The following is an 11,948-nucleotide window of genomic DNA, read 5'->3' on the forward strand; positions in this document are numbered from 1 at the left end:
GGGAGAAGGTGCCGGCAGGCGGATGAGGGGCAGCGTCGACGCTTGCGCAAGGGCAATGCGGCAACGTTAACGGACGAGAATCGCTCTCAAATCATTGACATTCGTGCCCGTCGGCCCCGGGACAAACAGATCCCCGACCGCATTGAAGGCCGTCCAGGCATTGTTGCCGGCGAGCATCGCCTTGGCGTCGATGCCGGCGGCGCGCATGCGCGACACCGTCGAGCCGTCGGCGAAGGCGCCGGCATTGTCTTCCGAGCCGTCGATGCCGTCGGTGTCGGCCGCCAACGCGTGAATGCCGTCCAGGCCGCCAATGGCGATCGCAAAGGCGAGCAGGAATTCCGAATTGCGGCCGCCCTTGCCCTTTGCCCGCAGCGTCACCGTCGTCTCGCCGCCCGACAGGATCAGCACCGGCTTGGCGAACGGACGTGCGCGCGTCGCCACCTCGCGCACGATGGCGGCATGAACGCCGCCCACCTCGCGTGCCTCGCCCTCGATGGAATCGGAGAGGATGACGGCTTCTATCCCCTGCCGCTTTGCCTCGGCGGCGGCGGCTTCCAGCGACACGCCGGCCGACGCGATCAGATGCACTTCGTTGCCGGCGAAGATCGGATCGTCCGGGCGCGGCGCGTCCGCAGCCGGCGAATTGATGTGCGCCATGACCGAGGCCGGCAGCTTCATGCCGTAGGCTGATATCGATGCCAGCGCATCCTCGCGGCTGCCGGTGTCGGGAACCGTCGGGCCGGACGCGACGAGGGCCGGGTTGTCGCCGGGAATGTCGGAAACGACCAGCGACACCACCCTGGCGGGATGTGCGGCGGCCGCGAGCCGGCCGCCCTTGATGGTCGAGACATGCTTGCGGATCGTGTTCATCGCCGCGATCGGCGCGCCGGAGGCGAGCAGCGCCTCGTTGACGGCGATCTCGTCGACCAGTGTCAGGCCGGGAGCAGGCGAGGGCAAAAGCGCCGAACCGCCGCCGGAGATCAGCGCCACCACCAGATCGTCCACCGTCAGCCCGCGCACCTTGTCCAGCAGCCGGCGCGAGGCCTCGAGGCCGGCTGCATCCGGCACCGGATGCGCCGCCTCGATGATCTCGATGCGCTCGCATTTCGCGCCATAGCCGTAGCGGGTGACGACCAGCCCGTCGATCAGGCCGTCCCACACCTTCTCGAAGGCGGCCGCCATCTGCGCCGAGCCCTTGCCGGCGCCGATGACGATGGTGCGGCCTTTCGGCCTTGCCGGCAGATGGTCACGGATCGTCCTTTCGGGATCGGCGGCGGCGACCGCGGCGTTGAAGATCGACGTCAGGAAGGATTTGGGGTCTGTCATTGTGCTTCCGGCGCCAGGGCCAATTGCTTGCGGTCGGCGCCAAGATGCGCGCACAGCGCGTCGACCACCACGCCGTGGTCCTCGCGCTCCGGCAGGCCCGAGACGGCGATCACGCCGATCACGCCGGCGCCGTTGACGGTGACCGGAAAGCCGCCGCCGGCCAGCACGTAGTCGGCGACATCCAGCCCTTCGCCGACCTTGAAGGTGCGGTCGGGGCGCTGCTGCTCCAAAACCATGCGGTAGGTGCTTTTAAGGAACCGCCTCACCACATTGATCTTGCGCCGCGCCCAATCGGGATTGGAGGCGTTCGAACCCGGCATCGCCGCGTAGAACAGCGGCCGGTCGAAGGTCCTGATGTCGACGATGATCGGCAGGTCCTCGGCCAGCGCCCGCTTGCGGATCGCCGAGCCGATCTCGAAGGCGACGGCCTCGTCGAAGGCAGGAAAGACCAGCGTGGCTTCCTGTTTCTTGATCAGAGCGATGTCGTCGGCAACGGCCATGTCGTTCCCCTGTCGATGTCGCCGCACGCTTTGGCTGATGGTTGCCGTGGGGTCAAGCCGGAATGCTAGATCGCGATCGCGCTCTTCGCCGGCCGGCCAGCGACATAGACCTCGCGGACAGTGCGGTCGTCGCCCAGCGTCTGCAGGAGAAACAGTTCCTCGGCCAGCGCGCCGACTGTCTCCATCCTGAGCCGCATCGCCGGCGTGACGCGGGCGTCGAGCACGACGATGTCGGCATCGGTGCCGGCATCCAGCGTGCCGACCTTGTCGGCCACCGACAGCGCCTCGGCATTGCCGCGCGTCAATTGCCAGAAGGACTGGAACGGGTTGAGCTTCTCGCCGTTCAGCGCGATCACCTTGTAACCCTCGTCCATGGTGCGCAGCATGGAATAGTTGGTGCCGCCGCCGACATCGGTGGCGGCGGCGATCCGGAGCGGTTTTTCGCGCCGGCGGTAGCGCTGGTAGTCGAACAGGCCGGAGCCGAGGAACAGGTTCGAGGTCGGGCAGAACACCGCCACCGAGCCGGAGCCCGATAGCGCATCCGCCTCGCGTTCGGAGAGATGGATGCAGTGGCCGAACAGGCTCTTTTTCCCGAGCAGCCCATAATGCTCGTAGACCTCGGTATAGTCTCGCGACCAGGGATAGAGTTCCTGGGTGAAGGCGATCTCGGCATGGTTTTCCGAGAGGTGCGTCTGCATGTGTAGATCGGGATGCTCGCGGCAGAGCGCGCCGGCCATCTCCATCTGCTCCGGTGTCGAGGTGATGGCGAAGCGCGGCGTTATGGCATAGTGCTGGCGCCCCTTGCCGTGCCATTCCGCAATCAGCGCCTTGGTGTCGTCGTAGCCCGATTGCGGCGTGTCGAGCAGGCCGTCCGGCGCGTTGCGGTCCATCATCACCTTGCCGGCGATGTTGAGCATGTTGCGGTCGTGCGATTCGGCGAAGAAGGCCTCGGCCGAGGCCTTGTGCACCGAGCAGTAGGCGGCGACCGTCGTGGTGCCGTGCCGCACCATCTCGTCGAGGAACAGCCTGGCGATGCGGCGACCGTGCTGGGCATCGCGGAATTTCGTCTCCTCGGGAAAGGTGTATTTGTTCAGCCAGTCGAGCAGCTCGGCGCCGTAGGAGGCGATGATCTGCATCTGCGGGAAATGCACATGCGCGTCGATGAAGCCCGGCAGGATGAGATGCGGGCGATGGTCGATCCGTCTTGCCCCGTCGCCGGCCTGCTTCTCGATATCGGCATAGGCGCCTGAGGCGACGATCCGGCCGTCGCTGATCAGCAGGCCGCCATCCTCCTCGTAGCGCCAGGCGGAATGGTCGTCGATCGTTTCCGGCCAGCGCAGGAAGGTCAGCGTGCGGCCGCGCAGAAGAGTCGAGGTCATGCTTACTTTCCCGCGCCTTCGAACCAGGCGACCAGCAGCGCCCGCTCCTTGTCGCTGATCTGGGTGACGTTGGCGGGCGGCATGGCGTGGCTGCGGCCGGCCTGCAGGTAGATCTCGCGCGCATGCTCGGCGATGCGCGCGTCGGTGTCGAGCATCACGCCCTTCGGCGCGTGGTAGATGCCCTCATAGGCCGGCTCCTCGGCATGGCACATCGAGCAGCGGCCAAGCACCGTGTCGCGCACGGCCTGGAAATGCGCCGAGGCGATATAGGTCTCGGCTGCGGCGGAAGCCTTGGGTTCGCCGGTCAGGACCTTCGGCGCCGTCGACAGCCAGATGATGATGACGAACAGCACGGCGGCGCCGAGCCACGTCCAGGTCGGATTGCCCTTGCGGGCATGGACGCTGTTGAAATAGTGCCGGATCAAGACGCCGATGATGAACACCAGCGAGGCGATCACCCAGTTGAACTCGGTGCCGAACGCCAGCGGATAGTGGTTCGACAGCATCAGGAACAGCACCGGCAGCGTCAGGTAGTTGTTGTGCAGCGAGCGCTGCTTGGCGATCTTGCCGTATTTCGGGTCCGGCTTGCGGCCGGCGATCAGGTCGGCGACGACGATCTTCTGGTTCGGGATGATGACCATGAAGACGTTGGCCGACATGATCGTGGCGGTGATGGCGCCAAGATGCAGGAAGGCGGCGCGGCCGGTGAACAGGTGGGTGAGTCCCCAGGCGATGAACACCAGCACGCCATAGAGCACCAGCATCAGGCCGGTGTCGCTCTTGCCCAGCGGCGAGCGGCAAAGCAGATCATACACCACCCAGCCGACGCCGATGGTCGCCATCGACAAGAGGATGCCGACCGGCACCGACATCGGCAGCACATTGGGATCGATCAGGAACAGGTCGGCGCCGGCATAGTAGACCACGCACAGCATGGCGAAGCCCGACAGCCATGTGGCGTAGGACTCCCATTTGAACCAGGTCAGGTGCTCCGGCATCTCGGCCGGCGCCACCAGATACTTCTGGATGTGATAGAAGCCGCCGCCATGCACCTGCCATTCCTCGCCGAAGGCGCCGACCGGCAGGCCGGGGCGCTGGCGCAGCCCGAGGTCGAGCGCGACGAAATAGAAGGACGAGCCGATCCAGGCGATGCCGGTGATGACATGCAGCCAGCGGACGGCGAAGCTCAGCCAGTCCCAGAAAATCGCGAAATCCAGCATCGTGTTGCCCTTGGGAAGTCGTCCCTGCCGATTGCCCGACTTTACGGTCTGGCGCCAAAACGAAAAGAGGCGAGGTGCGCGATGACTTTCAAAAAAAAATAAAAAATACTAGGGTTGCCTCACGCAGCCGCAGAGAGCCACGCATGGCCTATCTCGACAACATCGCCGTCTTCGTCCGTGTCGTCGAGCTCGGCAATCTATCGGCGGCGGGGCGCGATATGCGTATTTCGCCGGCGGTCGCTTCCAACCGCATCAAGGAGCTGGAGAAGCACCTCGGCGTCCGCCTGTTCAACCGCACGACCAGGCAGCTGATGCCGACCGAGCACGGCACGGTATTCTACACCGGCGCCAAGCAGGTGCTGGAGGCGATAACCGAGGCCGAGGCCGCCGTCTCGGCATTGTCCGGCCAGCCGCGCGGCACGATCAAGGTGACGGCGCCGCTCGGCCTCGGCCGGCGGCTGGTCGCCTCCGGCATCCCGGACTTTCACGACAAATACCCTGATATCGAGGTGCGGCTCAGGCTTTCGGATCACAATGTCGACATCATGAAGGAAGGCATCGACGTCGCCTTCCGGCTGGGCATCATCGAGGATTCCAGCCTCAGGATGCGCGGCATCATGGAATGCGAGCGCGTGCTGGTGGCGGCGCCGAAATATCTGGAGGCGCGCGGCGAGCCGGCCGAGCCGCAGGAACTGATTGGCAAGAAGCACGACTGCCTGATGCTGCGCTATGCCGGCGCGCGCGAATATGTCTGGACGCTGCAGACGCCGGCCGGCCCGCAGAAATTCGAGGTGCATGGACCCTATGACACCGACGACGGCGACGTGCTGACCGGCTGGGCGCTGTCGGGCCGCGGCATCATCAACAAGCCGCGCTTCGAGGTCGAGCCCTTCATTCGCGACGAGCGGCTGAAGGTGATCCTGGCCAAGACACCGCCGACGCCGGTGCAGTTCGCCGCCGTCTATCCGCACAAGAAGCTGCAGGACCCGAAGGTACGGCTGCTGCTCGACTTCATGGCCGAGCGCTGCCAGCGGCTGATCAAGGATATTCTTGCCGGCAAGTAGAGGCTGGCCGGCAGGTGACGGCCCGCTGGCCCACTCGACGGACTTGCCTTGCGCGAAGGCGGACTTAGGTTCGCGTCATGCATCTCGCCGTTTCGCTCGACATCGCTGCCACCGACGGACAGGCCGGCCTGGACTTCCGCCGCATAGCCGGCTTCGTGCGGAAAGCGGAAGCGGCCGGGATCGACATGGTCGTCGTCTCCGATGCCGCCCCCAGCGGCGCTCGATCGACCAGCCCGTTCGAGGCAACGACGCTATTGGCGGCCCTGGCGACCGTTACCGATAAAATAGGCCTCGTCGCCGGGGCCTCGACGCTCGCGCACCAGCCCTACAATCTGGCGCGTCGGTTCGCCTCCCTCGACATCATCAGTCACGGCCGCGCGGGCTGGAGCGCGACGATGGTCCAGGATCCGCGCCAGGCCGCCAATTTCAGCCGGCCGGAAGGGTTTTCCGACGATGATTTCCGTCGCCGGGCCGAAGAATTCATCGGCATCGTGCAAGGCCTGTGGAGAGGCTGGGACGCCGATGCGCTTTTGTTCGAAAAGGCCGGCGGCCGTTTCCACGACCCGCAGAAGATGCATCTGCTTGACCACAAGGGCGAGTTCTTTTCGGTGCGCGGGCCGCTCAACGTTGCGCGCTCGCCGCAGGGCACGCCGGTGCTGGTCATGTCCGGCCTGTCCGAGGCCGACCTCGACTTCGCCGTCCGCGTCGCGGACGTCGTCCTGATCGCCGAAGGATCGCCGGAAGCGACAAAGGCTGCTTGTGACGACCTGAGAGGTCGCGCGCTTGCAGCCGGCCGCGAGCCGAATGCCATGAAGGTGCTGATGACTGTCGCCGCAGGCACCGAGCTGAAGGCCGACAGGGTCGCAACCTGGTCCGGCCCGAACCGCTGCGACGGTCTCAACTTTACTTTGCCGGCGGATCCTCCTGCGCTTGAGGCCTTTGCCGATCGTGTGCTGCCGGAGCTGCAGCGTCGCGGCCTGGCTCAATCCGCACGTGCGGGCGCGACGTTGCGCCAGCATCTCGGACTTGAGGCAGGAGGCAAACCATGAGCGCGCGTCAGATGAAGCTCGGCGCCTTCCTGTGGGCGACAGGCCACCACATCGCCGCCTGGCGCCATCCCGATGCGCATGTCACGGCCGGTATCGACATCGACCATTACATACAACTCGCCCGCACGGCCGAAGCGGCGAAGCTCGACATGATCTTCTGCGAGGACGCTGCCGGCCTGCGCGAGGCCAACGTCCAGATCGCCAGCCAGACCGCGCGCTCGATCGGTTTCGAGCCGATCAGCCTGCTTTCGGCGATCGCCGTGCAGACCGAGCGCATCGGCCTCGTCTCCACGGCCTCGACCAGCTACAACGAGCCCTACGGGCTGGCGCGAACTTTCGCCTCGCTCGATCATCTGAGCGGCGGCCGCGCCGGCTGGAACCTGGTCACCTCGGCCAGCCACATCGAGGCCGCCAATTTCGGCTCGACGGGCCTGCGTCCGCATGCCGACCGCTACGAGCGGGCGCGCGAATTCGCCCAGGTGGTCGCCGGCCTCTGGCGCGGCGGCGGCAATGGCGGCCTCAACCATGACGGCCAGAGCTTTTCGGTCAGGGACGCGCTCGACCTGCCGCGCTCGCCGCAGGGCGCGCCGGTCATGGTGCAGGCGGGAGCCTCGGAGGACGGCAAGGACCTTGCCGCCAGGACCGCCGACGTGGTGTTCAGCGCGGCGCAGACCTTCGAAGAAGCGAAGGCCTTCTACGACGACGTCAAGCGACGGCTCGCCGCCTACGGGCGAGAGCCGGAAGACGTCAAGATCATGCCAGGCGTCGCGCCGGTCGTCGCGGCCACAGAGGCGGAGGCCCGGCAAAAGCATGAGGAATTGCAGGAGCTTATCCCCGACGAGGTCGGCGTGGCGCTGCTCTCCAGCTATCTCAGCATCTCCGACCTCTGGCGCTATCCGATCGACGGGCCGCTGCCCGAACTGCCGGAGAGCGAGGGCATGAAGAGCCGGCAGGCGCTGGTCGTCGAGCAGTCGCGCCGCGACGGCCTGTCCATCCGCCAGCTTGCCCGCCATTTCGCCGGCGCGCGCGGGCATTGGCGGATCGTCGGCACGCCCGCGCAGATCGCCGACGAATTGCAGGCGCGCTTCGAGGGCGGCGTCACCGACGGCTTCAACGTCATGCCGTCCTGGTTCCCCGGCGAGCTCGACGCCTTCTGTGCCCTCGTCGTGCCGGAACTGCGGCGGCGCGGCCTGTTCCGCACCGACTATGAAGGCCGCACCCTGCGCGACCATCTTGGCCTGAAAAGGCTGGCCTGACGCGGCCGCATCGGATGCTTAGCCGGCGTTCATCATGCGGGCCGTGCCTGACACCCTGATCGAGCTGCCGGGCGTCGACGGGATGTCGGCATGCAGCCGCGAGCGCATGCCCATGTCCTCGCCCTGCACGACATCGATCGCGCCGCCATGCGGCCAGCCGAGGTCGCGCAGATAGCCGGCGAAGGCGGCGGTCGAGGCTCCTGTCGCCGGATCCTCGTAGACGCCGCCCGACGCGAACGGATTGCGCGTGTGGAACAGGGCGGGCGCTTCGGCATAGGCGAGCAGGATCGTCACCAGCCCTTCGCGCCGCATCAGCGCCTGCCCGCGCTTTAGGTCATAGGCCATTGCAGCCAGCGCCTCGCGCGACTTCAGCGCCAGCGCGAGATGGTCGGCACCGCCATGGATCAAAGCTGGCGGAATGGCTGGATCGAGATCCCCTGCAGTGTAGCCGAACAGCGCCAGCGTCTCCGCGACAAGCTCTGGCGGGGCCGGCCGGCTGCGCGTCGGCGGAGACTGCAAGGCCGCGACGATGTTGGCGCCGTCGCGGAACCCTTCGACGGTGATCGTTGCCTGGTTGAGGGTGAGCGCAAAAATCCCGTCGCCGAACTGCCGCACCAGCGCAGCACCAAGCGCGATCGTGGCATGGCCGCAGAACGGCACTTCGCTTTCCGGGGAGAAATAGCGGACCCGCCAGCCATCGCCTTCCGGCGCCGCAAAGGCGGTTTCCGAAAACCCGACTTCGGCCGCGACGCGCTGCATTTCGATGGCATCGTCCAAGGCCGCGCCGATCACCACGCCGGCCGGGTTGCCGCCGTCGTCGCCATCAGAAAACGCCGCAATTCTCAATACGTCCATCAGGGGTCCGCCTCGTGCTTGTGAGGCGCGCAGAAAACACTTTCCCGAACGATTTGGGAAATGAAGAAAGCGACGAGCTGCTGTGAGCGGAGGTCATATCCCAGCAGCATCGCCGCCGGCGCCCCGGCGACAGAGCTCAGTCGGCCATCGCCTTCTCGGACGTGCTTGAGGCAGTCGCCTCTGTGGCATGCGAGACTAGCGCGGTCATGATCTCAGCGGCGGCAAGTGCCGCGATCACCGGCGGGCGCTTGTCCTTCACCGCATTGCCGCCGATCGGCGAGACGAGACGCCTGAACTCCGCCTCGCTGCCATCGGCCGATTTGAGGAACCAGTTCTTGAATGTCGCCTTCTTGGTCTTCGAGCCGATCATGCCGACATAGGCGGCGTCGCCCCGCTTCAACGCTTCGGCGACGATCAGGAAATCGAGCGCATGGTCGTGGGTGAGGATGGCGAAGGCCGCTCCCGCCGGCGCATCGCGCACCACGGCCTCGGGCATCGGCGTCAGTTTGGTTTCGACCGTTTCCGGCATCCCTTCGAGCGCTTCGGCGCGCGTCTCGACGACGACGGCATGGATGGGCAGCAGCGCCAGCGCCAACGCCAGTGCCTGGCCGACATGGCCGCCACCGAAGAGATAGACGTGAGGCAGATGCGCCTCCTCGACCTCGGCCTTGGCGATCAGCTCTTGTTCGAGTGCCCCATCGACCGGGCGGATCAGCACCTCGACGCGTCCGCCGCAGCACTGGCCGATCTCGGGCCCGAGCGGAACGTCGAGCGTGGCGAACATCTTGCCGGCGTCGCGCAGCCCCTCACCCTTACCCTCTCCCCGTAAGGACGGGGAGAGGGGGTCGCCAGCGTTGCGACTATCTCCCTTCTCCCCGTCACTATACGGGGAGAAGGTGCCGGCAGGCGGATGAGGGGCGGCGGCGACGTCGGCAAATTCCCCGAGAGGTGCAGGGCGTAAAGAGCCCAGCATCTGCCGCGCCTTGTCGATCGCCATATATTCGAGCTGGCCGCCGCCGATCGTGCCGTAAATCGCCGAGGCCGAGACCAGCATGAAGGCGCCGGTCTCGCGCGGGGTCGAGCCCTTGGTTGCCGCGACCTCGACCAGCGCGGCCCGGCCGGCTTGGCCGAGAAAGGCTTTCAGGCTTTGCACTTTCGAGTTCATCGTCTGCATTCCCGATACGGAAATATAGAGTTTTTCGGCTCGATTTGCACGCTTCGCCCGGTTCAGGCCGGTTTTGCGGCTTTCAGCCGTTCGATCGCCATCAGCACCCGCTCTGGCGTCGCCGGCGCGTCGAGGCGCGGGCAGATCCTGTGGTCGGCGACGCTCGCCACCGCGTCCGACAGCGCGTGCAGCACCGACATGCCGAGCGGGAAGGGCGGCTCGCCGACTGCCTTGGACCGGTGCACGGTCGGCTCATGCGCCTCCGGCCAGTCGGCCAGCGTGACGTTGAAGATCTTCGGCCGGTCGGAAGCGAGCGGGATCTTGTAGGTCGAAGGCGCGTGCGTGCGCAGCCGGCCCTTCTCGTCCCACCACAGTTCCTCGGTGGTCAGCCAGCCCATGCCCTGGATGAAGCCGCCCTCGATCTGGCCGAGGTCGATGGCGCGGTTCAGCGAGCGGCCGGTCTCGTGCAGTATGTCGGTGCGCTCGACCACGTACTCGCCGGTCAGCGTATCGACCGACACTTCCGAGCACGAGGCGCCATAGGCGAAGTAGTAGAAAGGGCGACCCTCGCCCTTGTCGCGGTTCCAGATGATCTTCGGTGTTTTGTAGAAGCCCGCAGCCGAGAGCTGGATGCGCGCCATATAGGCCTGCTTGACGAGGTCGGCGAAGGCGATCTCCTGGTTGCCGATGCGAACCCGGTTGGGCAGGAACAGCACCTGGTCGCGCGGCACCTGGTATTTCTCGGCCGCGAAATTGGTCAGCCGGTCCTTGATCTGGCGGGCGCCGTTCTGCGCCGCCATGCCGTTGAGGTCGGAGCCGGAGGAGGCCGCGGTGGCCGACGTGTTCGGCACCTTGCCGGTTGTCGTGGCGGTGATCTTGACCTGGTCGAGGTCGATCTGGAACTCTTCCGCCACCACTTGCGCGACCTTGAGATAGAGGCCTTGCCCCATCTCGGTGCCGCCATGGTTCAGGTGCACCGAGCCGTCGGTATAGACGTGCACCAGCGCGCCGGCCTGATTGTAATGCGTGGCGGTGAACGAGATGCCGAACTTCACCGGCGTCAGCGCCAGGCCGCGCTTGATGAAGCGGCTGTTGGCGTTGAAGGCCCTGATTTCACGCCGGCGCCGCTCATAGTTCGAGCTCGCCTCCAGCTCGGCAATGATGCGGTGGATGATGTTGTCCTCGACCGTCTGGTGGTAGGGCGTGACGTTGCGGTCGCTGGTGCCGTAGAAATTCTTCTTGCGGATCTCCAGCGGATCCTTGCCGAGGGCAAAGGCGACCTCGTCGATGACGCGCTCGGCGCCGACCATACCTTGCGGCCCGCCGAAACCGCGGAAGGCGGTGTTCGACACGGTGTTGGTGTAGAGCGGCGCCGACTGCGCGTGCACCGCCGGCCAGAAATAGGTGTTGTCGCAGTGGAACAGCGCGCGGTCGGTCACCGGGCCCGACAGGTCGGAGGAGAAGCCGCAGCGCGCTGCGAACATGAAGTCGACGCCGAGTATGTTGCCGTCATCGTCGAAGCCGACTTCGTAGTCGACGAGGAAGTCGTGGCGCTTGCCGGTGGCGGTCATGTCGTCGTCGCGGTCGGGCCGGATTTTCACCGCGCGGTGATGCCGTTTCGCAGCGATCGCCGCCAGCGCGGCGAACTGGTTGCCTTGCGTCTCCTTGCCGCCGAAACCACCGCCCATGCGGCGGATCTCCACCGTGATGGCGTTGCTCGGCACCCCCAGCGCGTGGCTGACCATATGCTGGACTTCGCTCGGGTGCTGGGTCGAGGAATAGATGGTGACGTCCTCGTCCTCGCCGGGGACGGCCATTGCGATATGGCCTTCCAGGTAGAAATGCTCCTGGCCGCCGACGCGCATCTTCCCCTTGAGCTTGTGCGGCGCCGCCTTGATCGCCGCCGCTGCGTCGCCGCGCTTCAGCGTCAGCGGCGGCGTGACCAGCTTGTCTTTCCTTGGGTTTAGCTCGCCGATGTCGGTGACGAAGGGCAATTGCTTGTATTCGACCTTGGCCAGCCTGGTGGCGCGGCGCGCCTGTTCGCGCGTCTCGGCGATGACGCAGAAGATCGGCTGGCCGTAGAACTCGACCTTGCCGTCGGCGAGCACCGGCTCGTCATGGCGGCCCGGTCGCG

Annotated in this window: 10 protein-coding genes; 3 read left to right on the plus strand and 7 right to left on the minus strand. The window is 66.1% G+C overall.

From position 1 onward, the window contains the following. Window positions 1-66: 66 nt before the first annotated feature. The 4 genes from EN738_RS21135 to EN738_RS21150 form a co-directional block, all read right to left on the minus strand. Window positions 67-1,326 (minus strand): glycerate kinase, encoded by a 1,260-nt coding sequence (locus tag EN738_RS21135; RefSeq protein WP_127285403.1) that lies wholly within the window; start codon window positions 1,324-1,326, stop codon window positions 67-69. Further along, window positions 1,323-1,826: a heme-degrading domain-containing protein gene (locus EN738_RS21140; protein WP_127285404.1), complete on the minus strand. Its 504-nt coding sequence runs from the start codon at window positions 1,824-1,826 to the stop codon at window positions 1,323-1,325. The genes EN738_RS21135 and EN738_RS21140 overlap by 4 nt, the downstream gene beginning before the upstream one ends. 65 nt (window positions 1,827-1,891) lie before the next feature. Continuing rightward, window positions 1,892-3,205: a guanine deaminase gene (gene guaD, locus EN738_RS21145; RefSeq protein WP_127285405.1), complete on the minus strand. Its 1,314-nt coding sequence runs from the start codon at window positions 3,203-3,205 to the stop codon at window positions 1,892-1,894. A 2-nt stretch (window positions 3,206-3,207) separates the two neighbouring features. After that, window positions 3,208-4,425 (minus strand): urate hydroxylase PuuD, encoded by a 1,218-nt coding sequence (locus tag EN738_RS21150; protein ID WP_127285406.1) that lies wholly within the window; start codon window positions 4,423-4,425, stop codon window positions 3,208-3,210. A 143-nt stretch (window positions 4,426-4,568) separates the two neighbouring features. On the opposite strand from EN738_RS21150, the gene EN738_RS21155 reads away from it, so the two are divergent. The 3 genes from EN738_RS21155 to EN738_RS21165 all read left to right on the plus strand — a co-directional run bounded on the left by EN738_RS21155 (window position 4,569) and on the right by EN738_RS21165 (window position 7,794). Continuing rightward, window positions 4,569-5,489, plus strand: a complete 921-nt coding sequence (locus EN738_RS21155) for a LysR family transcriptional regulator (protein WP_127285407.1) — start codon at window positions 4,569-4,571, stop codon at window positions 5,487-5,489. A 77-nt stretch (window positions 5,490-5,566) separates the two neighbouring features. Then, complete coding sequence (locus EN738_RS21160) at window positions 5,567-6,538, plus strand: LLM class flavin-dependent oxidoreductase (protein ID WP_127285408.1); 972 nt, start codon at window positions 5,567-5,569, stop codon at window positions 6,536-6,538. Beyond that, the gene (locus tag EN738_RS21165) at window positions 6,535-7,794 is read left to right on the plus strand and encodes an LLM class flavin-dependent oxidoreductase (RefSeq protein WP_127285409.1); all 1,260 of its coding nucleotides are present in this window, start codon (window positions 6,535-6,537) and stop codon (window positions 7,792-7,794) included. Before EN738_RS21160 ends, EN738_RS21165 begins: the two co-directional genes overlap by 4 nt. 18 nt (window positions 7,795-7,812) lie before the next feature. Here the strand turns inward: EN738_RS21165 and EN738_RS21170 are convergent, their stop codons facing one another. From EN738_RS21170 to xdhB, 3 genes are all read right to left on the minus strand, one after another. Beyond that, window positions 7,813-8,649, minus strand: a complete 837-nt coding sequence (locus EN738_RS21170) for a PhzF family phenazine biosynthesis protein (protein ID WP_127285410.1) — start codon at window positions 8,647-8,649, stop codon at window positions 7,813-7,815. A gap of 136 nt (window positions 8,650-8,785) precedes the next feature. After that, window positions 8,786-9,814, minus strand: coding sequence for a xanthine dehydrogenase accessory protein XdhC (gene xdhC / locus EN738_RS21175; RefSeq protein ID WP_127285411.1), 1,029 nt, complete (start codon window positions 9,812-9,814; stop codon window positions 8,786-8,788). 62 nt (window positions 9,815-9,876) lie between these two features. Then, on the minus strand, window positions 9,877-11,948 hold a 2,072-nt coding region (gene xdhB / locus EN738_RS21180; protein ID WP_127285412.1), incomplete at its 5' end, for a xanthine dehydrogenase molybdopterin binding subunit.

Source organism: Mesorhizobium sp. M4B.F.Ca.ET.017.02.2.1, from assembly GCF_003998955.1.
In the GTDB taxonomy this organism is placed as follows: domain Bacteria; phylum Pseudomonadota; class Alphaproteobacteria; order Rhizobiales; family Rhizobiaceae; genus Mesorhizobium; species Mesorhizobium abyssinicae.

Bases quoted from the DNA above. Each gene is read 5' to 3' on its own strand.
- EN738_RS21135 (WP_127285403.1), bottom strand. From the start codon at position 1,326: ATGACAGACCCCAAATCCTTCCTGACGTCGATCTTCAACGCCGCGGTC.
- EN738_RS21140 (WP_127285404.1), bottom strand. From the start codon at position 1,826: ATGGCCGTTGCCGACGACATCGCTCTGATCAAGAAACAGGAAGCCACG.
- guaD (WP_127285405.1), bottom strand. From the start codon at position 3,205: ATGACCTCGACTCTTCTGCGCGGCCGCACGCTGACCTTCCTGCGCTGG.
- EN738_RS21150 (WP_127285406.1), bottom strand. From the start codon at position 4,425: ATGCTGGATTTCGCGATTTTCTGGGACTGGCTGAGCTTCGCCGTCCGC.
- EN738_RS21155 (WP_127285407.1), top strand. From the start codon at position 4,569: ATGGCCTATCTCGACAACATCGCCGTCTTCGTCCGTGTCGTCGAGCTC.
- EN738_RS21160 (WP_127285408.1), top strand. From the start codon at position 5,567: ATGCATCTCGCCGTTTCGCTCGACATCGCTGCCACCGACGGACAGGCC.
- EN738_RS21165 (WP_127285409.1), top strand. From the start codon at position 6,535: ATGAGCGCGCGTCAGATGAAGCTCGGCGCCTTCCTGTGGGCGACAGGC.
- EN738_RS21170 (WP_127285410.1), bottom strand. From the start codon at position 8,649: ATGGACGTATTGAGAATTGCGGCGTTTTCTGATGGCGACGACGGCGGC.
- xdhC (WP_127285411.1), bottom strand. From the start codon at position 9,814: ATGAACTCGAAAGTGCAAAGCCTGAAAGCCTTTCTCGGCCAAGCCGGC.